At 71.2% G+C, this 23,692-nt stretch carries 24 protein-coding genes; 13 read left to right on the top strand and 11 right to left on the bottom strand.

What is annotated here, in order from left to right; translation table 11 throughout:
• Positions 1 to 52: 52 nt before the first annotated feature.
• The 3 genes from glcF (at position 53) to AC3WSN_RS26020 (ending at position 6,588) form a co-directional block, all read left to right on the top strand.
• Entirely contained in the window at positions 53 to 1,384 is a 1,332-nt protein-coding gene (glcF, locus tag AC3WSN_RS26030; protein WP_192706105.1) for a glycolate oxidase subunit GlcF, read from the top strand.
• Positions 1,385 to 2,128: 744 nt separating this feature from the next.
• Complete coding sequence (locus tag AC3WSN_RS26025) at positions 2,129 to 5,173, top strand: Rne/Rng family ribonuclease (RefSeq protein ID WP_492541930.1); 3,045 nt, start codon at positions 2,129 to 2,131, stop codon at positions 5,171 to 5,173.
• Positions 5,174 to 5,346: 173 nt separating this feature from the next.
• Positions 5,347 to 6,588, top strand: a complete 1,242-nt coding sequence (locus AC3WSN_RS26020) for a methyl-accepting chemotaxis protein (protein ID WP_492541928.1) — start codon at positions 5,347 to 5,349, stop codon at positions 6,586 to 6,588.
• Positions 6,589 to 6,595: 7 nt separating this feature from the next.
• On the opposite strand, the gene uraD is transcribed toward AC3WSN_RS26020, so the two are convergent.
• From uraD to AC3WSN_RS25990, 6 genes are all read right to left on the bottom strand, one after another.
• Complete coding sequence (gene uraD / locus AC3WSN_RS26015) at positions 6,596 to 7,105, bottom strand: 2-oxo-4-hydroxy-4-carboxy-5-ureidoimidazoline decarboxylase (RefSeq protein WP_492541927.1); 510 nt, start codon at positions 7,103 to 7,105, stop codon at positions 6,596 to 6,598.
• Positions 7,106 to 7,110: 5 nt separating this feature from the next.
• Entirely contained in the window at positions 7,111 to 7,464 is a 354-nt protein-coding gene (gene uraH, locus AC3WSN_RS26010; RefSeq protein ID WP_238194568.1) for a hydroxyisourate hydrolase, read from the bottom strand.
• A 38-nt stretch (positions 7,465 to 7,502) separates the two neighbouring features.
• On the bottom strand, positions 7,503 to 8,072 hold the full coding sequence (gene uraH / locus AC3WSN_RS26005) for a hydroxyisourate hydrolase (RefSeq protein WP_492541925.1): 570 nt from the start codon (positions 8,070 to 8,072) through the stop codon (positions 7,503 to 7,505).
• Positions 8,073 to 8,210: 138 nt separating this feature from the next.
• Positions 8,211 to 8,876 carry a dihydrofolate reductase family protein gene (locus AC3WSN_RS26000; protein WP_492541923.1) on the bottom strand — a complete coding sequence of 222 codons (666 nt, stop codon included), beginning with the start codon at positions 8,874 to 8,876 and terminating at the stop codon, positions 8,211 to 8,213.
• Entirely contained in the window at positions 8,869 to 9,369 is a 501-nt protein-coding gene (locus AC3WSN_RS25995; protein ID WP_492541921.1) for a VOC family protein, read from the bottom strand. Before AC3WSN_RS25995 ends, AC3WSN_RS26000 begins: the two co-directional genes overlap by 8 nt.
• Before the next feature lie 16 nt (positions 9,370 to 9,385).
• Positions 9,386 to 10,177, bottom strand: coding sequence for a VOC family protein (locus tag AC3WSN_RS25990; protein WP_492541919.1), 792 nt, complete (start codon positions 10,175 to 10,177; stop codon positions 9,386 to 9,388).
• A 129-nt stretch (positions 10,178 to 10,306) separates the two neighbouring features.
• Here AC3WSN_RS25990 and AC3WSN_RS25985 point away from each other — a divergent pair, with 129 nt between their 5' ends.
• Positions 10,307 to 10,999, top strand: a complete 693-nt coding sequence (locus AC3WSN_RS25985) for a winged helix-turn-helix transcriptional regulator (RefSeq protein WP_492541917.1) — start codon at positions 10,307 to 10,309, stop codon at positions 10,997 to 10,999.
• A gap of 60 nt (positions 11,000 to 11,059) precedes the next feature.
• Here the strand turns inward: AC3WSN_RS25985 and AC3WSN_RS25980 are convergent, their stop codons facing one another.
• The 3 genes from AC3WSN_RS25980 to AC3WSN_RS25970 all read right to left on the bottom strand — a co-directional run bounded on the left by AC3WSN_RS25980 (position 11,060) and on the right by AC3WSN_RS25970 (position 12,682).
• The gene (locus tag AC3WSN_RS25980; RefSeq protein WP_373622224.1) at positions 11,060 to 11,284 is read right to left on the bottom strand and encodes a DUF2934 domain-containing protein; all 225 of its coding nucleotides are present in this window, start codon (positions 11,282 to 11,284) and stop codon (positions 11,060 to 11,062) included.
• Positions 11,285 to 11,379: 95 nt separating this feature from the next.
• Positions 11,380 to 11,550, bottom strand: coding sequence for a DUF3606 domain-containing protein (locus AC3WSN_RS25975; protein WP_192706095.1), 171 nt, complete (start codon positions 11,548 to 11,550; stop codon positions 11,380 to 11,382).
• A 121-nt stretch (positions 11,551 to 11,671) separates the two neighbouring features.
• A complete protein-coding gene (locus AC3WSN_RS25970) occupies positions 11,672 to 12,682 on the bottom strand; it encodes a 2-keto-3-deoxygluconate permease (RefSeq protein WP_192706094.1) in 1,011 nt (336 codons plus the stop codon).
• A 195-nt stretch (positions 12,683 to 12,877) separates the two neighbouring features.
• Here AC3WSN_RS25970 and AC3WSN_RS25965 point away from each other — a divergent pair, with 195 nt between their 5' ends.
• The 3 genes from AC3WSN_RS25965 (at position 12,878) to pdxA (ending at position 16,215) form a co-directional block, all read left to right on the top strand.
• The gene (locus AC3WSN_RS25965) at positions 12,878 to 13,651 is read left to right on the top strand and encodes a FadR/GntR family transcriptional regulator (RefSeq protein WP_492541914.1); all 774 of its coding nucleotides are present in this window, start codon (positions 12,878 to 12,880) and stop codon (positions 13,649 to 13,651) included.
• A gap of 427 nt (positions 13,652 to 14,078) precedes the next feature.
• Positions 14,079 to 15,170 carry a four-carbon acid sugar kinase family protein gene (locus tag AC3WSN_RS25960; RefSeq protein WP_492541913.1) on the top strand — a complete coding sequence of 364 codons (1,092 nt, stop codon included), beginning with the start codon at positions 14,079 to 14,081 and terminating at the stop codon, positions 15,168 to 15,170.
• A 19-nt stretch (positions 15,171 to 15,189) separates the two neighbouring features.
• On the top strand, positions 15,190 to 16,215 hold the full coding sequence (pdxA, locus tag AC3WSN_RS25955; RefSeq protein ID WP_492541911.1) for a 4-hydroxythreonine-4-phosphate dehydrogenase PdxA: 1,026 nt from the start codon (positions 15,190 to 15,192) through the stop codon (positions 16,213 to 16,215).
• A gap of 183 nt (positions 16,216 to 16,398) precedes the next feature.
• On the opposite strand, the gene yidD is transcribed toward pdxA, so the two are convergent.
• The gene (gene yidD / locus AC3WSN_RS25950; protein WP_492541909.1) at positions 16,399 to 16,737 is read right to left on the bottom strand and encodes a membrane protein insertion efficiency factor YidD; all 339 of its coding nucleotides are present in this window, start codon (positions 16,735 to 16,737) and stop codon (positions 16,399 to 16,401) included.
• Positions 16,734 to 17,177: an iron-sulfur cluster assembly scaffold protein gene (locus AC3WSN_RS25945; protein ID WP_192706089.1), complete on the bottom strand. Its 444-nt coding sequence runs from the start codon at positions 17,175 to 17,177 to the stop codon at positions 16,734 to 16,736. The genes yidD and AC3WSN_RS25945 overlap by 4 nt, the downstream gene beginning before the upstream one ends.
• A gap of 406 nt (positions 17,178 to 17,583) precedes the next feature.
• Between AC3WSN_RS25945 and folE the strand changes: the two genes are divergently transcribed.
• The 6 genes from folE (at position 17,584) to AC3WSN_RS25915 (ending at position 23,691) form a co-directional block, all read left to right on the top strand.
• The gene (gene folE, locus AC3WSN_RS25940; protein ID WP_492543256.1) at positions 17,584 to 18,255 is read left to right on the top strand and encodes a GTP cyclohydrolase I FolE; all 672 of its coding nucleotides are present in this window, start codon (positions 17,584 to 17,586) and stop codon (positions 18,253 to 18,255) included.
• Between the two features lie 23 nt (positions 18,256 to 18,278).
• Positions 18,279 to 18,701, top strand: a complete 423-nt coding sequence (hisI, locus tag AC3WSN_RS25935; RefSeq protein ID WP_492541906.1) for a phosphoribosyl-AMP cyclohydrolase — start codon at positions 18,279 to 18,281, stop codon at positions 18,699 to 18,701.
• Entirely contained in the window at positions 18,698 to 19,681 is a 984-nt protein-coding gene (locus AC3WSN_RS25930; RefSeq protein ID WP_492541904.1) for a patatin-like phospholipase family protein, read from the top strand. Before hisI ends, AC3WSN_RS25930 begins: the two co-directional genes overlap by 4 nt.
• Positions 19,682 to 20,010: 329 nt before the next feature.
• A complete protein-coding gene (aqpZ, locus tag AC3WSN_RS25925) occupies positions 20,011 to 20,751 on the top strand; it encodes an aquaporin Z (protein WP_492541903.1) in 741 nt (246 codons plus the stop codon).
• A 726-nt stretch (positions 20,752 to 21,477) separates the two neighbouring features.
• On the top strand, positions 21,478 to 22,542 hold the full coding sequence (locus tag AC3WSN_RS25920; RefSeq protein WP_492541901.1) for a hypothetical protein: 1,065 nt from the start codon (positions 21,478 to 21,480) through the stop codon (positions 22,540 to 22,542).
• A 45-nt stretch (positions 22,543 to 22,587) separates the two neighbouring features.
• The gene (locus tag AC3WSN_RS25915; RefSeq protein ID WP_492541899.1) at positions 22,588 to 23,691 is read left to right on the top strand and encodes a TAXI family TRAP transporter solute-binding subunit; all 1,104 of its coding nucleotides are present in this window, start codon (positions 22,588 to 22,590) and stop codon (positions 23,689 to 23,691) included.
• The last annotated feature ends 1 nt before the right edge of the window (position 23,692 follow it).

Below are 23,692 nucleotides of genomic sequence, written 5' to 3'. Positions count from 1 at the left end.
AGATTCCGCCCCTTCCCGGTCGCGGGGAGGCGAGGCGCCGAGGATGTGACCCGTGCAGACCAACTTCGCCCCCGCCCAGCTCGCCGACCCCGCCATGGCGGCCTCGGAGAAAATCCTGCGGACCTGCGTGCATTGCGGCTTCTGCACGGCGACCTGCCCGACCTACCTGCTGCTCGGCGACGAGCTCGATTCCCCGCGCGGGCGGATCTATCTGATCAAGGACATGCTGGAGGGCGGCAAGCCGGCCTCGCAGGAGGTGGTCAAGCATGTCGACCGCTGCCTCTCCTGCCTGTCCTGCATGACCACCTGCCCGTCGGGGGTGCATTACATGCACCTCGTCGATCATGCCCGGGCGCATATCGAGAAGACCTACGCGCGGCCGACGGGCGACCGCTTCCTGCGCGCCCTGCTCGCCCAGGTCCTGCCCTACCCGAACCGCTTCCGCCTCGCGCTGGTCGCCGCCAAGCTCGGCGCGCCGTTCCGCGGGCTGGTCGGCCGCCTGCCGCGCGTGGGCAACCGCCTCGCTGCCATGCTCGACCTCGCCCCGGCCGGGATGCCGCCGCGTGAGCCGACGAACCGGCCGGGCCGGTTCGCGCCGGCGAACGGACAGGCCGCCAAGCGTGTCGCGCTGCTGCGCGGTTGCGCCCAGAGCGTGCTGCGGCCAGACTTCAACGCGGCGGCGATCCGGCTGCTCAACCGCCACGGGATCGAGGTGGTGCACGCCAACGAGGGCTGCTGCGGGGCGCTGACCCACCACATGGGTAAGGAGCATTCGGCCCACGCCCACGCCAAGCAGACGATCGACGCCTGGGATGCCGAGATCGCCAAGGGCCTCGACGCGATCCTGGTGACGGCGTCCGGCTGCGGCACGACGATCAAGGATTACGGCTTCATGTTCCGGGACGACCCGGCCTATGCCGAGAAGGCGCAGCGGGTCTCAGCCTTGGCCAAGGACGTGACCGAGTACGTGGCGCAGCTCGACCTGAAGACGACCACGGATGCGAGCGACCTGGTGGTGGCGTACCACTCGGCCTGCTCGATGCAGCACGGCCAGGGCATCCGGACGGAGCCGAAGGCCCTGCTCAAGCGGGCCGGCTTCACCGTGAAGGACGTGCCCGAGGGCCATATCTGCTGCGGCTCGGCGGGGACCTACAACATCCTCCAGCCCGAGCTGGCCCTGAAGCTGCGCGCCCGGAAGGTCGCCAATATCGAGCGCGTGCGCCCCGACGTGATCGCCACCGGCAACATCGGCTGCGCGACGCAGATTGGGAAGGGCACAAGCATCCCGATCGTCCACACGGTGGAGCTGCTCGACTGGGCGACCGGCGGTCCGAGGCCCGCGGCGCTGTCGGGGGTGGCGCCGCAACTCGCGGCGGCCGAGTAGAAGCAGGACGACGTTTGCACCCGCTCCATCATTCCGGGGCGCCGCAGGCGCCCCGGACCCGAAGGGGCACGCCTGAGGCGGCCGATCTAGAACCACGTCGTCGCCAGAACTTTCTGTGTTGGCGCCTCTGGATCCCGGGCTCCGTTGCGCGGCCCCGAGATGACGGGCCGCTTGGCATCACAGCCGTGACAGCCCCGTGACATCTCTTCACGCTTGACCCTTGCCAAATCCGCGCAGCGGTCTGTAATGATACCGACCCCTTTCCGGTCCCGCCGGCCGCCGCAACGGCCCGCGGACGTGGCCGAATTCCTTGCGAAAACGGTTGCGGTATCGCGGCGGATCCTGTCGGTCCGTCTGGCGGCGACGGTTGTCGCCCGCGATCGGGCAGGTGTCGCACGACGCGGCGGGGATCCTCCGCCGCACCCCAGGAATTCACGGCCGGTTCCCGCCGGCCGAGATCGTTTCGCGAGGTCGGAACCACGATGGACGGACGCACGGCCCAGCATAACGCTGCGCGTGCCCCGGAGGCGCGAGAGGTGCGTCGGTCCGGTCCGTCCCTCGATCCGGCCTGTTTCAACCCCAGGCGCCCAGGGCGCCGAACGGCGGTTGACGGCAATTTCCCCTCGAACCCATCCGCCTCGGCGACGAGGCCGGCACCACGCCCGACAGGTTTGACGTCGGGCGAGGCGCCGCCGGGACCACGGGCACGGAGAACGACGTCGGCCGCCATGCCGAGAGTCCGACATGGCCAACAAAATGCTGATCGACGCGATGCACTCGGAGGAGACCCGAGTCGTCACGGTTCACGGGTCTAGGGTCGAGGAGTTCGACTTCGAAGCCGCCAACCGGCGTCAGCTGCGCGGCAACATCTATCTCGCCAAGGTCACCCGGGTGGAGCCGTCGCTCCAGGCGGCCTTCGTCGAGTACGGCGGCAACCGCCACGGCTTCCTGGCCTTCAACGAGATCCACCCCGACTACTACCAGATCCCCCTCGCCGATCGGCAGGCGCTCCTCGAGGAGGAGGCCCGCGACGCCGAGGAGCACCGCGAGCGCGAGGAGCGCCGCCGCCGCTCGCCCCGCCGCTCCCGCGGTCGCCGCGCCGAGGCCCGCGCCCGCAGCGCTGACGAGACGGTGAGCGCCGAGGACGCGCACGAAGCCGCGCACGAGACTGCCCAGGTCGAGGGTGACGATGGTCAGGTCGCGGAGCGCGCCGAGACGCCCCCGGAGGCCGGGATCGCGCCGGCCGGCATGCCCGACACGCTCGCCGAGAACCCCGAGGCGGTGCAGGAGGCGCTCGCCTCCGAGACTGCGGCCGACGATATCGCCGAGCCACAGGCCGAGCCGGCGCAGGGCGCCGATTTCGCCGCCGAGCCGGCTGCCGAGCCCGCCGCCGAAGCAATCGACCCCGCCCCGGTCGCGGCGCAGGCCGAGGACGCCGCGACCGACCAGGACAGCCCGGTCGAGCCCGAGGCCCGGATCGCCATCGCGGAAGCGCTGACCGTGGCTGAGGCGCCGGCCGAGACCGTCACGGCGGACGCGTCCGAGCCGGTCGCCGACGACGAGGCCGACGAGTCCTCCGACGAGGAGGATGCGGAGGACGAGGAGTCCGACGACGACGAGGATGAGGACGACGAAGACGAGTCCGACGAGGATGACGACTCGGACGAGGATTCCGACGACCCCGACGCCGAGCCCAAGATCGCGCAGGTCGGCGGCAACGGCGACGCGCTGGCCGAGATCCCCGAGCGGCCCCGCCACTACCGCCGCCAGTACAAGATCCAGGAGGTGATCAAGCGCCGCCAGATCATCCTCGTGCAGGTGGTCAAGGAGGAGCGCGGCACGAAGGGCGCGGCGCTCACCACCTACCTGTCGCTCGCCGGCCGCTACTCGGTGCTGATGCCCAACACCGGCCGCGGCGGCGGCATCTCCCGCAAGATCACCTCGGCGGCCGACCGCAAGCGCCTCAAGGAGGTCGTGCAGGACCTGGAGGTGCCCGAGGGGATGGGCGTGATCCTGCGCACCGCCGGCGCCTCGCGCTCCAAGCCCGAGATCGCCCGCGACTTCGAGTACCTGATGCGCCTGTGGGAATCGGTCCGCGAGCTGACGCTGACCTCGATGGCCCCGGCGCTGGTCTACGAGGAGGGCTCGCTGATCAAGCGCGCCATCCGTGACCTCTACAACAAGGATCTGGACGAGGTTCTGGTCGCCGGCGAGGACGCCTACCGCGAGGCCAAGGACTTCATGCGGATGCTGATGCCCGGCCAGTCTAAGGTCGTGAAGCCCTACCGCGACCCGACGCCGATCTTCGCCCGCTTCGGGGTCGAGCAGCAGCTCGACGCGATGTTCTCGACCCACGTTTCGCTGAAGTCCGGCGGCTACCTCGTGATCAACCCGACCGAGGCCCTGGTCTCGATCGACGTGAACTCAGGGAGAGCCACCCGCGAGCACGACATCGAGGATACCGCCCTCAAGACGAACCTGGAGGCCGCCGAGGAGGTCGCCCGCCAGCTCCGCCTGCGCGACCTCGCGGGTCTGATCGTCATCGACTTCATCGACATGGAGGAGAAGCGGAACAACCGCGCCGTCGAGAAGAAGCTCAACGAGTGCCTGAAGAACGACCGCGCCCGCATCCAGGTGGGCCGGATCTCGCCCTTCGGCCTCATGGAGATGAGCCGCCAGCGCATCCGCACCGGCGTGCTGGAATCCTCCTCGATCCCCTGCGCCCATTGCGGCGGCTCGGGCTTCGTGCGCGCCACCGCCTCGGTGGCCCTGCACATCCTGCGCTCGATCGAGGAGGCGCTGCTCAAGTCGGCTTCCCACAACCTGGTCCTGCGCACCCGCACCGAGGTCGCCCTCTACATCCTCAACCAGAAGCGCGGGCACCTGCGCGAGCTGGAGGTGCGCTTCGGCGTCACCATCACGATCGCGGCCGACGAGCGCCTGGCGGCCACCGCGGCGTTCCAGCTCGACCGCGGCGAGCCGGCCCAGCGCGCGGAGGGCCCGGTGACGGGGGTACGCGCCCAGGCAATCTCGCCGACGACCGAGTTCGAGGACGAGGACGAGGAGGCCGACGAGGTCGAGGTCGAGGTCGAGGCGGAAACCGAGGGCGAGGCCGAGGAAGGCCACGCCGAGGCCCGCGAGGACGCGTCGCGCGAAGAGGGCGACGGCCGGCGGCGTCGGCGGCGTCGGCGTCGGCGCGGTGGTCGGCAGGAAGGCCGCTCGGAGGACGGCAGCGCCGAGGAGAATCGCCAGGCCGGCGAGCGCTCCGAGGAGGACGGCCCGGACGAGGAGTGGGACGGCGAGGAGCCGGCCGCCGACGAGCCGGCCCAGCCTGCCGTTGCGGCCGAGGCAGGGGATGCCGAGGAGGCGGTGGCCGGACCGGACGAGTCGGCCCGCGCGGACGACGAGGGTGGGCGCCGCCGTCGCCGGGGGCGCCGCGGCGGACGTGGGCGCGGCGAGGGCCGCGGCCGCGAATCCGCCGAGCAGGACGAGGCCCCGGAGGCTGCGGGCGAGGCGGTCGCTCTGCCGGCGGAAGAGCCGGTGAGCGCGCAGGCTGTGGCCGAGACGGTCGAGGCCGCACCGGCGGCGAACCGCGACGAGGCTGCGGTGGACCTGCCGGTGGCATCTGCGCCGGATTCTGCGGCGCCGGAAGCCGCGGAGCCCGCCAAGGCCGCGGCCGAACCGGCGCCCGAACCCGTCGCGGTCGTGCTGACGCCCCCGTCCGATCCGGACCGGCCGAAGCGCGCCGGCTGGTGGTCCCGCACCAAGGCGGCTCTGACGGGCGAGTAATCTCAGGTGCCCCTGGACTGAATAGGTCCAGGGGCACCGTAATCGCGCACGACGACGTGAGCGCTCTGCTGCATCCGCAATTCCAGCCGGGCGCAGAGACATGCCTCAACCTTCATCATTGGTTGAAGATTCGGTGCGACAGTCCCGCCGATTAATGCGTCGGAGGGAACCGCATGTTCAGTTTGCGCCGGCAGCGCCAGAGCCAGGACGCGGCCGTAACCCCGGTGAAGGCGATTGCCGCGACCGAGGTGCCGCCCGCTGCTCCTGCCGAAACGAGCCCTCGCCCCGAGGCGGCACCGGCCGTCGATCGCGAGTGGCTGTCCCTTCTGGCCCGTCTGTCCGCCTCGGCCTCGGATGCCGGGACCTCGATCGGCTGGATGACGCACGACGCCTCCGGCACCGCCGAGCAGGCCCGGTTGATCGCCGCTGCCAGCGAGGAACTCGCCGCCACAACCGGTGAGATCGCGGCCCGCTCCTCCTCGGCGGCCGAGACCGCCGAGGCGGCCCGGGCGGGTATCGCCACCTGCGTCGGCGACCTGCATCGCGCCACCGAGGGCATGCGCGGGATTGAGGAAGGCACCGAGGAGATCGGCGGCCGGCTCGACAGCTTCTCGGTCGCGGCCCTGCGGATCGAGGAGATGGCCGGCACCATCGCGGCGATCTCCGCCCAGACCAACCTGCTGGCGCTGAACGCCACGATCGAGGCGGCCCGGGCCGGCGAGGCGGGCCGCGGCTTCGCGGTCGTCGCCGCCGAGGTCAAGACCTTGTCGGCGCAGACCGCCAAGGCGACCGACGAGATCCGCGCCCGTGTGAACGGCCTGCGCGAGGAGATGGCCGCGATGCAGGCGGCGGTCACGCGCAGCCGCAACGCGGTCGAGGCCGGCGCTGCCGCCATGGTGCGGGCCAATGCCCGGGTCGAGACGGAGAGCGGCGCCGTGGCGAATGTCGCCGCGCAGATGCGGGAGGCCTCCGAGATCCTGGGCCAGCAGATCCTGGCCACCGGTGACATCGCCCGCAACGTCGGCCGGATCGCCGAGGGCACCGACAAGGCGCGGCGGGAGATCGGCGACGCCCTGAGCCAGCTCGAGCAGATCGAGGATCTGGGCCGGACCCTGCTTGACCGGCAGAAGGCGGAGGCCGTAGACGACCGCCTGGCCCGCATCCCGGCCGATTGCGCCGCGTGGCGCCGCGCCATCGCGGCGACCCTGGTGGGGATGCGCTCCGCAGACAACCCGCCGGCGGGCATCGCCGCCGACCCGACGCGGCCGGCCGCCCTGGAGGCGCCGCTGACGCGCGCCCGCGAGCAGGCGGCGGCCCTCATCCGCCACGTGCGCGCGCATGCCTGGGACGAGGCCACCACGGCCTTCGTCGCCTTCGAGGCGGCGATTAAGGACGCCCGCGCGGCCGTGGCCTGAGCCACCTTCAGGCGTCGATCAGGCGATCGAGGCGCATGCGGGTGATCTGCGCGACCTCGTCAAGCGCGGTCGCCTCCTCGACCGCCGGATCCCGCCCGATCCGGGCCTCGAACACCGCCAGGATCTCGGCCCGGCTCCGGCCGCGCACCGCGATGATGAACGGGAAACCGAACCGCGCCCGGTAGGCGGCGTTCAGGCGGTCGAACGCTGCTGCGTCGGCCTCGGTCATGCGGTCGAGCCCGGCGCCGCCCTGCTCGCTCGCCGAAGCCGCCGTCAGGCTGCGCGCCCGCGCCTCCGGCCCGGCGAGTTCCGGATGGCCGTTAAGGAAGGCGCGCCGCGTCTCCGCGGGGACCGCGCGGACTGCCCGCATCATCGCGGCGTGCAGGGCCGCGACGCTGGCGAACGGCCGCTCGTGCCAGGCGGCCCAGGCCACCCAGGCGGCGTGCTCGAACACGCCTCCGAGGAGGCCCACGAAGGCGTCCTCGTCCATCCGGTTGACGGCGGCGAGATCGGGCACGGGCCTCAGCTGCCGCGATAGGTGGTGAAGCTGCCGGGCGCACAGAGCATCGGCACGTGATAATGCTGCTTCGGGTCGAAGATCGCGAAGCGCACCACGGGATTGTCGATGAAGATGTCGGCCTCGTCGGTGCCGGCGCGACCCCGGAAATAATCGTCGACGTGGAAGGCCAGCTCGTACTGGCCGGCCTTGGCCTCGTTCGCCGCCAGGATTGGCGCGTCGGTCCGCCCGTCGGCGTTGGTCACCACGCTCTTCACGAGCCGCCACGTCTCCCCGTCCAGCACCGAGAAGTCGATGCGGACCCCAGCGGCGGGGCGCCCGCGATCGGTGTCGAGGACGTGGGTCGAGATGCCGGCCATGCCTGCAGGGTCCTCAGCGAAGCGGTTCGGAGCGGGCGTCAGCTGCCGCGATAGTAGGAATAGCCCCACGGCGTGAACAGCACCGGCAGGTGGTAGCGCTGGCCGGCATCGCGGATCCGGAAGCGGATCGGCACGCGGCTGAGGAAGTTCGGGCTCGGCAGGATCACGCCGAGGGCCGCGAAATACGCCTCCACGTGCATCAGCAGCTCGTACTGGCCGGGCTTGAGGGCGTCATCCACGAGGAGCGGCTCGGCCGGCCGACCGTTGGCAGCGGTGGTGACGGTCTTGAGCGGCCGGTAGGTGTCGCCGTCGCGCACGGACAGGTCGCAGACCATCCCGGCCCCCGGCGTGCCGTGGAAGTTGTCGATGGCGTGCAGCGTCAGGCGCGGGCCGAGGCCCGCCTGCGAGACCGGGCCGGCGGTGAGCGTCCCGGGCTTGCCCGGCGCCCCCGGCGCCTGGGCGTGCGCGACGTTCCCGGACGCGGCGGCCGCGACGCCGCCGAGGCCGAGTGCGGCGAGGCTTCGACGGGTCAGGGCAAGGGGCTCCGCGTGTGGCGCCTGCCGCTCCTCGGGCGCAGGACGATCGATCGGAGATGGTACAGGCGACACGGGGCTGCGCTCAACCGCACGCCGCAGCGGCGGCCGGAGGAACCTGCGTCGCCCTCTTGCGACAGATCGGCCCCATCCCGCACACTCCCGGCTCACCAGACCGGGGGACGACGCAAGGGCCGCGCCAGGGAAGCGGCCTTACCAGCGGCCTTCCGCCTGGCGCTGACGGAGGGCGCGTTCCTCCGCGCTCGGGGGCTTGGTGGCGAAGCTGCCGGTTCGAACCGCGCCGCCGCGCGCGAAGGACGCGAAGTGGACGCCGTTCGGCGCGTGCGCCTGCTCGATCAGCGTCCACGATCGGGCTGCCGCCGGATCGTCCGCGTACCAGCGCTTGCCGCGGCCGAGCATGACCGGGAAGGTGATCAGCACGATCCGGTCGATGAGCCCTGCCGGGAGCAGGGCCGGGTACAGCAGGCTGCTGCCCTGGATGAGGAGATCGGGACCGTCGCTATCCTTGAGGCGCGTGACCGCCGCGACCGGATCGCCGACGAGACGCTGGCTGTTGTTCCAGTCCAGCGACCGGTCGGACGACGTCACGACATGCTTGCGCACGGCATTGAAGGTCGCCCCGATCGGCTGGTCACCGTTGTGCGGCCAGTAGGCGGCGAAGATCTCGTAGGTCCGCCGCCCGAGCAGCAATTCATAATCGCCGCCGAGCAGCCGACTCATCGGCCCGTCGAGGGACGCGTCGAAGTACGGGAAGGTCCAGCCGCCGTGCCGGAACCCGGTCTGGTCCTCCTCAGGCCCGCCGGGCGCCTGGATCACGCCGTCGAGCGACTGGAACAGGGAGCCGGTGATCTCACGCATCGGCAGAGCCTCCGCGCAGGGCCGCTTCGATCCGGGCGATGTCGATCTTGCGCATGGTCATCATCGCCTCGAACGCGCGCCGCGCCGCGGCTCGGTCGGGATCGCTGTTGGCGCGCAGGAGCGCTCGCGGCGTGATCTGCCACGAGAAGCCCCAGCGGTCCCGGCACCAGCCGCACTGGCTCTCCTCCCCGCCGCGGCCCACGATCGCGTCCCAGTAGCGGTCGGTCTCCGCCTGATCCTCGGTTAGCACCATGAAGCTGACCGCCTGATTGGCCCTGAAGGCGGGGCCGCCGTTGAGGCCGACGAACGGTCGGCCGAGCACGGTGAACGTGACCGTGAGTTCGGCGCCCGCGGACCCGCCCGGGAAATCCGACGGGGCGTTCATGGGGGCGCCGACATGGCTGTCCGGGAAGGTCTCGGCGTAGAACTCCGCGGCCCTGCGGGCCTCGCCGTGGTCGAACCACAGGCAGGTCGTCAGCTTGTCGCCGGTCATCGCGGGTCGCTCCCCTTCACGCTGCGTTGCGCGGGCCGGCGAGGCCGAGCCTGTTGCCCGCCGGATCGGCGATGTTGGCCGAGTAGCTGCCGCCGGGGATCGGGTCGGGCCCCTGGAGCACCGTGCCGCCTGTTTCCCGGACGGTCGCGAGCGCGGCGTCGATGTCGGCGACGTGGACGTACCAGTTCCACCGTGCCGGGGCGCCGGTCGCCGCGCTCGACATTACCGCGCCGGGGCGCAGGTCGCCCCGCCCGATGAAGGCGTACTCGCCCATCGTGCCCATTGGCATGGCGCCAAGCTTCTCCCAGCCGAACAGCGCGCCGTAGAACGCGAAGGCGCCCGCGGGATCGGGGGTGGCGAGCTCGATCCAGACGCCGTGGCCGACGGTCGGCTGCGTCCCGAGCGGCACCGGCTCGAAGGCCCGGCTCTCCCCGGGATCGGTCGCCGCCAGGAGCGCGAAGACCACGTCCTGCGGGTCGCTGACCATCGCGAAGCGGCCGACATGGGGGATGTCGACCGGTCCGAACCGGACCCGGCCGCCGAGCTCCACCACCCGCCCGGCGGCGCCATCGACGTCGCGGGTGGCGAGATAGACCGCCCATCCGGGGAAGCCGGGCGCCTCCGGCATCGTCTGCCGGATCCCCGCCACGGGGTGCCCGTCGACCGCGCCGATCCGGTATCCGCCGTGCTCGGGCATGGGCGAGGGCGCGACGTGCCAGCCCGCGACCGCCTCGTAGAAGGCCTGAGCCGCATCCGGATCGCCGGCATTCAGCTCGAACCAAACGGGCGTCCCCTCGGAAATGAGCATCGGGCGCATTCCTCCGTGTGAATGGGCACGTCGGCCCGGCGCGGCGCGTTTTTCGCGGCGATTTGTGTGGCGGCGACTCGTCCAGCCCCGCTTTGCACAGGCTGGCAGTCTCGGTTACACAAAGCAACCATGCAGTCAGAAAAAATAACTGAGGTCGGACCGAGCCCGCGGGAGCGCCGCTACGACGATGCCTGCGGCACCGCCCTGGCCCTGGAATTCATCGGCGAGCGCTGGTCGCTGCTGATCATGCGCGAGCTCGTGTTCGGCCCGCGCCGCTTCGGCGAGATCCGGGCGAATCTCCCAGGCCTCAGCGCCAACGTGCTGACCCAGCGCCTGGAGAGCCTCGAGGAGGCCGGCATCGTCCTGCGCTACCGGCTGCCGTCGCCCGCCAGCGTCCAGGTCTACGATCTGACGGAGTGGGGCCGCGAGGCCGCGCCGCTGATGCGCGCCATGGGGCGCTGGGCGGCGCGCTCGCCGCGGCACGACCGGAGCCTGTTCATGTCGGCGGCCTCGGCCATGATGTCGCTCCAGGCCCTGGTCGATCCGAAGCGCGCCGCGTCGCTGACCGTGTCGGCCGGATTTCACTTCCCCGGCGAGGATTTCGTTGCGACCGTCGAGGGCGGCGAGGTCCACGTACGCCGCGGTGTCATGGACGCGCCCGACCTCGCCTTCATGGGCGATACGCGGGCGCTGCGCCGGACGATCTACGGCAAGGCGCCCCTCGCCCGGGACGGGGCCGGCGGCACGCTCGCCTTCGCGGGCGAGGCCGATCTCGCGCGCGCCTTCGTCGACCTGTTCACGCTGCCTGCCAAGAGGGCCTGAGCGGCGGCGCAAGCCGGCCCACCCGGGCCGCGACCGGCCTGCGCCCCGTCGGGCCGCGCTCTAGCTCGGCGGCGGGTCGGATTGGGCGGGCGGCGGCGTGTCGGTGGTCTTCTGGCGCTCGCGCTCCTTGCGCAGCTCCCGTTCGGCCAGGAGCCAGAACTCGATCTCGAATCCCTCGGGCCGGTGATTGCGCTCCCACAATTCGTAGGCGCGCTCGCGGATCTGCTCGAAGGTGATGGCATCCGGCGCCCGGGGCGGCGGAGGCGCGCGCGGGGAATCGGGCACAGGCGAAGACCCAGGGGGCTGAGGCGGGCGCCCCGGGGCCGAAGCCCCCGGGGACGGATGAAGGTCGGGCTTCACGTCGTCGCCGCCGGCGGCGATCAGGGGGCCGGCCTGTCGAGATAGGCGGCCACGCTGGTGATCCGGCTGCCCACCATGGTGACGGCCTTGCGCAGCCGCTCCTCGCTCACTCCGAAGCGATGGGCCCAGGCCTCGCGCACGGTCCGGTCGTAGATGTCGATATGGGTCTTGCCTCGCGCTTCAGTGGACATGCTGTGCCCGCTCCGGTCTGTCGGTGCGCCGCGGCTGTGCCGGGCTGTCTGCCGAGACAACCGGACGTCCCCGAATTCGGTTGCTGCCCCGAGGCGCGGCCGGGGCCTGTCCGTCGCGGGGTCAGTGCGCCGTCGTCACGGGCTGCGGGACCGGGTCCAGCAGCGGCTCGGCCTCCGGCGCCTCCTGCCGGACCCGGGCGGCCACGAAGGCGGTTAGCAGCGGCACCAGCAGGGCGGTGACCACGACGCTCGCCGCGACCAGCACCGTCGCGGGCCCGGCGGCATCCGCGTAGGCCGGGTTGGCGGCCGCGATGATGGCCGGCACGGCGGCGGCGTTGCCGGCCGTCGAGGCGGCGGCGACGCCCGCCACGCCATTGCCGCCGGTGAGCCGGTCGGCGACGAACAGCACCGCCCCCGTCACGACGACGACGGCCACGCCCAGCCCGATGCCGAGCAGGCCCGCCTGCCAGATCTTGGCGAGGTCGAGCCCGAAGCCGAGAGCGAAGGCGAAGAACGGGATCATCACCGGCGCGGCGCTCGACAGGAAGGCGCGCATGTCGCGGTCGAGGTTGCCCAGAACCATGCCGATGAGCAGCGGCAGGATGCTGCCCACCAGCGTCGGCCACGGGAAGGCGGAGAGGCCCGCCAGCCCCAGCGTCACCATGGTCAGGAACGGGCCGGATTCGAGGCTCATGATCGCGTAGGCGCCCGCATCCTTCGGGCGGCCGAACTGGCCCATCAGGGCGAGGTAGAGCCCGCCATTGGTGTCGTTCATGGCGGCCACGATCGCCAGCGTCGAGATGCCCGCGAAGGCGCCGCTGAGGACCGGAGCCTCGCCGAGGAAGTGCCCGACCACCACGCCCATGAGCGCCGCCACGCCGACCTTGGCGGCCAGCAGCACCCCGCCCTTGCGGGCGATCGCCGGGGTGGCGCGGAAGTCGATGCCCGCGCCCATGCAGACGAAGAACACGGCGAGGATCGGGAGCGCCCCGTTGAACAGGGCGCCGGTGAACGAGCCGAAGAAGGTCGCGGTGTTCGGGAAGAGCGTGTGGAGGATCGCCCCGAGGAACAGCGGCACGACCATCAAGCCGCCGGGGACGCGCTCCAGCGAGCGCTTGATCGGAATCTGCATGGGTCGTCCTCCGGTGCGGCCTCTGTCCCGGGCCTGACACCCGCAAGTCCCCCCGGCCGCCTGCTACAACCTTTCGACAAGTGCGTGCAACACGCCGCCTCGCACGTCGCTCGGCCGGTGTCCTTGTCGACAAATCGTTGACAAGCGTGCGGCTTCCACGCTGACTTGGCCGAGCGCGGACGGAGGTGCTTCGGGATGTCGTCAGCCCTGCCCGACGGAGCGGAGGCCTCCGATCCGGCATCCCGTCCCGTCACGGTGCCGGTGCGGCCGACCGCTCCGGCCGACGGTATCTACCGCGCGATCCGCGCGGGCATCGCTAACGGCACCTACGCGGCCCACGCCCGCCTACCCGGCGAGCACGACCTCGCGCGCCATTTCCGGGTCTCGCGCCCGGTGGTGCGGGCGGCCCTCGATCAGTTACGCCGGGAGGGTGCCATCGTGTCGCGACAGGGGGCGGGCAGCTTCGTCCGGCCGCGCGGGGCCAGCCCCGCGCCGGGTTTCGCGCCGGTGGAGAGCATCGCCGACATCCAGCGCTGCTACGAGTTCCGCCTGACGATCGAGCCGGACGCCGCCGGCCACGCCGCGGCGCGGCGCGACGCGACCGCCCTGGCCCGGATCGAGGCTGCCCTCGACCTACTCACCGTCGCCACCCGTCAGGAGCAGCATCGGGAGGACGCCGATTTCGCCTTCCACCACGCGGTCGCGGCGGCCGCCAACAACCATTACTTCGCGGCCTCCCTGCAGGCGCTGCAATCGCACATCGCGATCGGCATGAAGATCCACGGCCTCGCCCTGCTCGGCCCGAATTCCGGATTGCGCGGGGTGCTGGAGGAGCATCGCGGGATCTTCGCGGCGATCCGCGACGGCGATGCCGCGGTCGCCCGCGCCCGCATGGACGCCCATATCCGCCGCTCGCGCGACCGCCTGTTCGAGGGGCGGCTCCTCGACCTGTCGATGTCGCCGCCTTGAGTATCCGGCGCGCCGGTGTCGCGACGAGGCAGGCGGTTTCCGACAGATCACCTCGTCATTCCAGGACTGCGAAGCAGGGCCCGGAATCCAGAACCGCCGACGCGGCCGGTCCTGGCACCGCAGCGGTTCTGGTTTCCGGGCGCCGCTGTGCGGCCCCGGAATGACGGTGCGGTTTGATCGCCACCGTTCCGGCGGCCTCGTCAGCACGCGACGCCCTCTGCGGCGTTCCTTGACCGGCGACGCGAGTCGGGCGTATCCGGCGAACAGCTTCACAACAAGTCAGGGCTGTGCCCACCGCGAGGATCCTCAGGATGCGTGCCGAAGCCGGCGCTGCTGCCATCGGACCGGCCGGCGATCCGGCCGCCGGCCGCAAGGACCGGCACAGGCGCGGCTCGGGCCATGCCGCGGTGAACGCCTCTCGCGCATCATGACCCGCCTGCGCCTCATCGCCGACGACCTGACCGGCACCCTCGACACGGCGGCCGGCTTCACCGGCCTGTGCGGGCCGATCCCGGTGGCGTGGCCGGAGATCCTGCCCGCCGAGGCGCCCGGCTGCCTGGCGATCGACTCCGGGACCCGCGAGCTGTCGGAGGGGGCTGCCGCCGGGATCGTCGGCGGCCTCGCGCCCCGGCTGCGCGACGCCGACATCGCCTTCAAGAAGGTCGACAGCCTGCTGCGCGGCCCCTGGGCGGCGGAACTCGCCGCCGTGATGCGCCTCGGGGCCTGGGATCGCTGCATCGTCGCGCCCGCCTTCCCCTATCAGGGCCGCCGCACGGAGAATGGGCGCCAGCTCGCCCGGCGGGACGGTGGCTGGGCGCCGGTCTCGGGCGACATCGCCGAGGCGCTGCGGGCGGTCGGGCTGCCGGCGCGGCGGGCCTCCGTCGCCGACGGGCCGGTTCCGGGCGTCGCGGTCTACGACGCGGACAGCGACGCCGATCTGGCGCAGGTGGCGGAGCTCGGCCGGGACGGCGCGGTGCTGTGGTGCGGCAGCGGCGGCCTCGCGGCGGCCCTGGCGCGCGGCGTCGCGGCCCCGAGCGACGCGCGTCTCGCCGGCCCGGTGCTCGGCCTGTTCGGCTCCGACCGGCCCGAGACCGCCGCGCAGCTCGCGGCCTGCGGCGGCCACCACCTCATCCTGCCACCGGACCACCCGGACCACGCCGGCGCCGTGCGGACGCGCCTCGACCGGGACGGCGTTGTCCTGGCGAGCCTCGCCCTGCCCGACGGCACCGCCCGGGAGGACGCGGCGGCGCGGATCGCCGCAGCTTTCGCGGGCGTGGTCGACCGGATGCCGAAGCCCGGCACGCTGCTGGTCGCCGGCGGCGAGACCCTGAAGGCGCTGTGCCTCGCGCTCCAGGTCGAGCGCCTCGACGTGACCGGCCAGATCACCCCCGGCCTGCCGCGTTCGACCCTGCGGGGCGGCCGCTGGGACGGTCTCGCGGTGGTGTCGAAATCGGGCGCCTTCGGAACGGAGGGCGTCTGGCGCGATCTACTTCATCGGAACGGCCTCAGACCGGGCTGACGCCCGACAGGAGCGACCCATGACCCAACACCTGGCCATCACCATGGGCGATCCGGCCGGCATCGGCCCGGAGATCATCGTCAAGGCCGCTTCCCGCCTGAAGGACCGGATCGACGCCGGCGACCTGCGCCTGATGGTCATCGGCAGCGCCCCGGCCCTGCGCCGCGCCGAGGCCGCGCTGAAGCTCTTGCCGGAGCAGATCCCCGAGGTCGCCGAGGACGGCGACTGGCCGGCCCTGTGCTGCCTTCAGGCGGATGCCGAGGGCGCGCCGATCGAGCCGGGCCGACTCTCGGCCGATGGGGGGCGCTTCGCCTACAAGGCGATCGAGGCCGGGGTGCGCCTCGCCATGGCCGGCAAGATCGGCGGCATCGTCACGGCGCCGCTCAACAAGGAGGCGCTCAACAAGGCCGGCTACCATTATGCCGGCCACACCGAGATGCTGGCGGAGCTGACCGGCGTGCGCGGCTCGGTGATGATGCTGGCCCACGGCAACATGCGGGTCTCCCACGTCACCACCCACGTGGCCCTGGAGGACGTGCCGAAGCGCCTGACCCCGGAGCGCCTGCGCCTCGTCATCGACCTCACCGACAAGGCCCTGAAGGGGCTCGGCCTCGCGAAGCCCAAGATCGCGGTGGCGGCGCTCAACCCCCATGCCGGCGAGGGCGGCCTGTTCGGGCGCCAGGACATCGATGTCAGCACCCCGGTGATCGAGATGGCCAACGCCGACGGGCTCGACATCCACGGGCCGGTGCCGGGCGACACCGTGTTCGTGAAGCTGCGCGCCGGCCAGTACGATGCGGTGATCGCCATGTACCACGATCAGGGGCACATCCCGGTGAAGCTCCTCGGCTTCGAGATCGACCCGGCGACCGGCAAATGGATGGATCTGTCGGGGGTGAACATCACCCTGGGCCTGCCGATCATCCGCACCTCGGTCGATCACGGCACCGCCTTCGACATCGCCGGCACGGGCATCGCCAACGAGCGCAGCCTGATCGAGGCGATCGAGTACGCGGAACGGCTCGCTGCCAACCGTGTGGCGTGAGGCGACGGGCGGTCATCCCGGGGCCGCGAAGCGGAGCCCGAGATCCAGACCCGCCGATGCGTCAGATCCTGGCTCTGCCAGCGCTTCTGGATTCCAGGCTCGTCTGCGGCGCCCCGGAACGACGGCGCGGATCAGAGACCACACCGTCTGTTTCACGTGAAACAAAACAGGAACGCTGGCTGCTCAACGCGCCTCCACCCAGCCACCCTCCTCCATCGCCTCGCACGCGAAGGGCGAGGGCGGCGCCTCGACGCCGCGCCAGCGGGCGTAGCGCCACGGGCGGTACCAGGCCGAACCGTCCGGCAGCCGCTCCGGCACGAGGTCGATGCCGTGGGTGCCGAGCGGGCCGCAGCGGCAGATCCGCGCGAAGCCCATCCAGCCGCCGGGCCAGAGCCCGTGCCGGGTGATCGCCGTGTCGGTGTACTCGGAGCAGCTCGGCCAGTGCCGGCACTGGCGGCCGATCACCCCCGACAGCGTGAGCTGGTAGCCGCGGATCAGCCCGTGCGCGGCGCGCCGGATCACGCGGCCTGGCGCTTGGCGGCGATCTGGTCGAGGGCGTCGACCACGGCGTCGAAGGTCAGGAGCGTCGAGGCGTGGCGGGCCTTGAACTCCCGCACCGGCTCCAGCACCGCGAGATCCGACCAGGCGCCGTCCGGGGCCGGGCCGTTCTCCTTGAGCATCGCCCGCATGGCCGCGCGCACGCCGCGCAATTCGTCCGCGCTGGCGCCGACCACGTGCCGCCCCATCAGCGACGAGGAGGCCTGACCGAGGGCGCAGGCGCGGACCTCGTGGGCGAAATCCGCCACCCGTCCGTCCTCGCCCAGCACGAGATCGACCGTCACGGTCGAGCCGCACAAACGGGAATGCGCCGTGGCGCTGGCGTCGGGGCTCTCCAGCCGGCCGAGCCGGGGGATGTCGGCGGCGAGTTCCAGGATACGGCGGTTGTAGATGTCGTCGAGCATCGGATCCTCGGCCGGGTGCGCGGAGCGCGGCGCAGAGTCCTCGGGACTCTGCCGCGCGACTCGCGCATTGCCTGCGCATTGCGTGTTGCCCCGCGAACGATGATATAGGCCCCTCACGGCCGCTTCGCGAGGAGGCGCGTCGTCGACCAGGGTCGCGCCCACGGCCGGGGTGAGCCCAGGCTCTCTTCCAACCGGGGCGCCGGCTTGAAACCTTTTTCGAGCCCGGGATCTTCCCTCAAACGCCCGACGCGATCCGACGATGTACGCCAAGCCCGACAGCACCCCGATGAAGTCCCGCATCGCGCGGGCCGGAGATGCCATGGATGCCGCGCTCAAGTCCTTGTCCTATCAGGGCGACGGCCAGGGTTTCGACCGGAACGGGATCAACGGGCAAGGTCTGAACGGCATGCGCAATGACAATCGGCCGGTCGATGACGGCCGCTCCGTGGAGATCGCTCCCGAGCCGGCCTCCGCGACCCGCGTGCCCGACGGGATCGAGACCGGCCGCCCGAGCCGCGCCGAGGCCGAGGCCGCCGTGCGCACGCTCCTGCGCTGGGCCGGCGACGACCCGGCCCGGGAGGGCCTGCGCGATACCCCGGCCCGGGTGACCAAGGCCTACGAGCAGCTGTTCGGCGGCTACGGCGTCAATGCCGAGGCGCTGCTCGAACGCGTCTTCGAGGAGGTCGAGGGCTACTCGGACATCGTGCTGGTGCGCGACATCCCGTTCCATTCCCACTGCGAGCACCACATGGTTCCGTTCATGGGCCTCGCCCACATCGCCTACTACCCGACCAAGGGCGTGGTCGGCCTGTCGAAGCTCGCCCGGGTGGTCGACACCTTCGCCCGCCGCCTGCAGACGCAGGAGACCATGACGGCCCAGATCGCCGACGTGATCGAGAGCATCCTCAAACCCCGCGGCGTCGCCGTGATGGTGGAGGCCGAGCATCTCTGCATGGCGATGCGCGGCGTCCAGAAGGCCGGCGTCTCGACGATCACCAGCCAGTTCCGCGGCGTGTTCAAGGACGACGCCAACGAGCAGGTCCGCTTCCTGACCCTGGTGCGCGGCGGCGCCAAGTAACCTCCCGGACGATCCTCGGCGCCATGACCGGCAGCGACAGCGCGTTCGATCCCCCCGGCACCCGCGCCGAGGTCGAGGAGGGCACGGCCCTCACCCCCCGCTTCGACCGGGACGGGCTCGTCGCCTGCATCGCGGTCGACGCCGAGGACGGCCGCGTGCTGATGCTCGCCCATATGAACGCCGAGTCGCTGGCGCGCACGCTCGAGACCGGCGAGGCCTGGTACTGGTCGCGCTCCCGGCAGGAACTCTGGCACAAGGGCGCCACCAGCGGACAGATCCAGCGCGTCGTCGAGATGCGGGTCGATTGCGACCAGGACGCTCTGCTGATCCGCGTCGCGGTCGGCGGCGACGGCGGCTGCTGCCACACCGGCCGGCGAGATTGCTTTTACCGCAGCGTCGAGCGTGCCCCGGACGGCCGTTTCGTCCTGAAGGCCGCCGGGCGATGAGCCGACCCCTTGCCACAAAGTGGCAAGGCGAATCGGCCGAGTCGCTGTTCCTCCCCGGCACCGTCGAGCCGGTCCGGCCGCCGTCGAGCGCCGGTCCGCGGATCGGGCTCGCCCTGGGTGGCGGCTCGGCCCGTGGCTGGGCCCATATCGGGGTGATCCGGGCGCTCGAGGAAGCCGGCCTGACGCCGACAGTGGTGGCGGGCTGCTCCATCGGCGCGGTGGTCGGCGCCTGCTACGCGGCCGGGCGGCTCGACCGGCTCGAGGCCTTCGCGCGGGCGCTGACCCGACGCCGGGTGGTCGGGCTGATCGACCCGCGGCTGCCGGGCTCCGGCCTGATCGCCGGCAACCGCCTGCGCCAGCGCCTCGCCGCCGATCTCGGCGAGCGCCGGATCGAGAGCCTGCCGGTCCGCTTCGGCTGCGTCGCCACCGAGTACGGCACCGGCCACGAGGTCAGCCTGACCGAGGGGCCTGCGGTGGACGCGGTGCGCGCCTCCTACGCGATCCCCGGCCTGTTCCCTCCGGTCGCCCATGACGGACGGGTGCTGATGGACGGGACGCTGGTCAACCCGGTGCCGGTGGCTCTGGCCCGGTCGCTCGGCGCGGATCTGGTGATCTGCGTGAACCTCAACGGCGACACCGGCGGCCCGGTCGTGCGCGAGGCGCCCGAGCCGGCCCCGCGCCGGGGCTTCCTGCGGGTGGTGCGCGGGCGCCTGCCGGGCTTCGACCGGGCCGAACCCGAGATCGCCGTGCCGGGCATCGCCCGGGTGGTGCTCGACGCGTTCAACATCACCCAGGACCGGATCTCCCGGGCGCGGCTGGAGCGCGACCCGCCGGACGTGGCCATCGGCCCGGACGTGGCCGGCTTCGGCCTGTTCGACTTCCATCGCGCCGCCGAGGGGATCGCCCTGGGGCACCGGGCCGCCCGGGCGGCGCTGCCGCGGATCCGGGCCGTACTGGAAGGGGCGGCGGCACGGGCGTGAGCGGAGGACGCTCCTTCGTGATCAAGGTCGCGGAGACTGCTTTCTCGACGCGGCACTTCCCCATCGCTTCGGGCAATCCATCGTCCGCTAGCGGACAGAAAATCATCATTGAATACCGTCGTTTATCACTATTAGACAAGGATATATTGTATTAAAAATAATCTTCGGCGTCATAATTGCGCATGACTCCGTGACATGCAATCATCGCGCATTGCATCAGCAGAATGTCCGTAGCTGACGCAGGAAAGTCACCCTCGCGACGCGCCAAGAACCCTTTCGCAACCTGCTTCATGAGTGCCTCGCGGGCCTACGCGGCGGGAGGTATCGGCATGGATCATGATACGATGCGCCGGGCGACGGCCGAGTTCTTCGGCACGTTCTGGCTCACCTTTGGCGGCTGCGGCGCCGCCGTCTTGTCGGCCGCGTTCCCCGAACTCGGGATCGGTTTCCTGGGTGTCGCGCTCGCCTTCGGTCTCACAGTGCTCACGATGGCTTACGCTGTGGGCCACATCTCAGGCGGCCACTTCAATCCTGCCGTGACGCTTGGACTCTGGTCGGGCCATCGGTGCGCGACGCGGCACGTTCTCCCCTATATCGGCGCTCAGGTGATCGGTGCCGTCCTTGCCGCAGGAATCCTTTACAGTATCGCCTCCGGCAAGGCGGGCTGGGTTCCGAACGGCTTCGCGTCCAACGGCTATGGCGAACTCAGCCCCGGCAAATACGGACTTGCAGCCTGCCTGATCACCGAGTTTCTGACGACATTCTTCTTCCTGTTCATCATCATCGGCACGACGTCGAAGGGCGCCGCGGTGGGATTTGCCGGGATCCCGATCGGCTTCACCCTGGTGCTGATCCACCTCGTCTCGATCCCGGTGACCAACACCTCGGTCAACCCGGCGCGCAGCACCGGACCGGCCCTGATCGCGGGCGGCGCGTACATCGATCAGCTCTGGCTGTTCTGGCTGGCGCCGATTGTGGGCGCGATGGCGGCGGGGGCCTTGGCCCGGTGGCTGTATGAACCCGCGGATATCGTCGAGACGACCGTGGTCGAGAAGCAGGCCGCCGTCTGAGCGCAGTTCTCCTCCGGACGAGGGCGACCCGGATCGGCGCTGTGCATCCCAGCGGCCTCACAACGGCTGCAACAGCTGGTCCCGCGGCCGGCCAGCGGACCTTCGAAGACCCGCCTCAGGCCGTGAGCAGCCCGGGCCGCGAGACGCCGCGCTGGAATTTCGGGGCGCGCGGCGATCTCGACCCCGCCCACATTCCGCCGGCCCGCCCCCCCCCCCCGGCGACGGTGCGGCGCGCGACGCTGCAGACCTCTTCGTGCCCATCCGTTGCGAAGCGGACGGTCTATTATTTCGCCGAATACCCTTGCCAAAATTGATCAAAGCCCGCCTGCAACAGATTTATTCACCTACTGATCACAAATCACTCGCGTGCTTCTCGGAAGTTGCGTTGACAAGAGTGGCCCACATTCAGGCGGCCTTCCGCTCAACCGCCTGAATCATGCGACCCGGTTTCGCGGCACACCCCTCGCGCAAGCCGACGACAGCGACTGGCCGAAACGACCCGGCGCCGTGAAGGGATTGAGATGGGGCCGTCCGTGACTGTGAACCGGGCCTGAACCCTGCGACGTGACGCAGTCGCCAATCAGAATCACTTTCAAATCAACTGATTTCGTCACCTATTTCCACGATACATCCCCTGAGTCTAACCAATATTAGTTGACGCTGACGGATCATCACTGTACTCGGCGCCATATATAACGGAATAGCGCCCGACAAGGAGTGCATCCGATGGAAACGCTTTGCCGAAATAGGGCGGGATACGCGCCGACTCTGGCAGCACTCGCGTCGATCGCCTGCTTCGCGCCGCCGGCCTCTGCGCAAAGTGCGGGCGGTAAGCCTCCCGCCGATGCCGCCGCGCCGGGCAGCGCAAGCGATGCGGATCCCACGCGGGGCAAGACGGCGGATCTGTTCGTGGCCACGCACGATGTGTCCGGAAAACTCGGTACTCCGCTTCCGCTGGATGTCAGGCTTGTCCGCGTGGGCGCGATCTCCATCGAGGCCATCCACCTGCTTGGCCTGCCCCGAGGCGTGACGATCAGCGACTCCATCAACACCTTCTCGCCGTCCGACGACAAGCGGGAGGTGGACATCAGCGCGTGGGATCTTCCGAATATCCAGATCACCCAGACCGACGGGCGCGAGAGCAGCTTTCCGCTCGCCGTCGCGGCGATCTGGACGCCGGAGCCCGGTGGGCAGGTCGATGTTGCGACGAGCCTCCTCAACGTCAATTTCCTCCCCAACGATCCTGACCGGCCCGTGACCGCCGGCGACGGGCCGCGCGGCCCCGATTCGCCACCGGCACCCACGCGCGGCGCGCCGTCGGCCACCCCGGTCATCGCCAAGGCCGCGGCGCCCGATGCGGCGGTCACGACCGCGGGCGCCGGCGTGCCGCCGGCCAGCGGTACGCCGGCCGAGACCATTGCGGCGATCGATCGCCCGGCGCCGCCGGCCGTCGTCGAGAGGCGGCCGGCCGCCGAGGGCGAGTCCGGGCGGCTCGCGCATCCCCCGGGGACCGCCCAGCCGACGCCGCAGGTCGACCCGCTGGTGGAGCGCGCCAGGGGCCTGATCCGGCGCGGCGACATCAGCGGCGCCCGCCTCCTGCTGGAGCGTGCACAGGCGCGCAACGCGGCGGACGCGACCTTTCTCCTCGCCCAGACCTGGGACCCGGCCATGCTGCGGCGCTGGAACGTGCGCGGCCTGCGGGCCGATCCGGATCTCGCCCGAAGTCTGTACGCGAAGGCCGCGGGTCAGAACCCGACCGACGAGCGGCTGCTCGCCGCGACGGGCCGCTGACCCCGCGCCCTGACCGCAATCCGACGATCACCGAGGGACACGCACATGCCGAGGCTTGCCCGATACGCTGCCCTTCTCGGGCTCGCCCTGATGGCGTCCGGCCCCGCCGCCGCCGCCTCCGACTCCTCGCCTCCCGATAGCGGCCCGACAACGGAGGCCGCTCTCGGCGAGCGCATGAACGCCAACACCGTGACGGTGGTGACCGGCACGCCCGGCGGAACCTATTTCCGCGTCGGTGCCGATCTCGCCTTCGTGCTGGACGACGGCGACAAGCTTCGGGTCCTGCCGATCCTCGGCAAGGGGGCGGGCGAGAATGCCTACGACATCCGCTTCCTGAAAGGCGTCGACCTCGGCTTCGTCCGCACCGATACGCTAGAGCAGCTTCGGCAGGACAAGCGGCTCAAGAACATCGAGCGGCACATCCAGTTCATCGCCAAGCTGTTCGATGACGAACTCCACGTCATCGCGCCCAAAGAGGTCCGGACGGTCGGCGATCTGGCCGGCAAGCGGGTCAGCTTCGACGTCAAGGGCAGCGGCACCGACTACAGCGGCAGGGCCATGTTCCGCGAACTCGGCGTGACCGTGGAGGCGATCAACGTCGACCAGCCGACCGCCCTCGAGATGCTGCGCAAGGGCGAGATCGCGGCCGTCGTGTCGGTGGCGGCGAAGCCCGTGGCCTTCATCGCGGGCTTCGATCCGGGGGACCGCTTCCACTTCGTGAAGGCGCCCTACCCGGACACGATGAACGAGGCCTACATCCCCGCGACCCTGACCCGGGCCGATTACCCGAAGCTCGTGGCCGACGAGGCGGTGGAGACCGTCGCGGTGGGCACGGTCCTCGGCGTCTACAACAGCCCGCGGGGATCGGCGCGCTACGACAAGCTCGTCCGCTTCGTCGACGCCTTCTTCGGCCAGTTCGACAAGTTCCTGGCTCCGCAGCGGCATCCGAAATGGCGCGAGGTCAACCTTGCGGCCTCGGTGAACGGCTGGACGCGCTTCCGGCCCGCGCAGGACTGGCTCGATCGCCACCGGGAGCAGGAGGCCGCCGACCGGCCGGATCTCGACCGGTTCTTCCAGTCACAGCCCAACCGGAAGGCCGGGAAGGAAGAGATCTACCAAGCCTATCTGAAATGGCGGCAGGGCCAGTGAT

The organism is Methylobacterium sp. FW102-HT35C08, from assembly GCF_058790235.1.
Note: the sequence above shows the minus strand (reverse complement) of the source record. Positions and strands in the feature narration are given on the sequence as shown.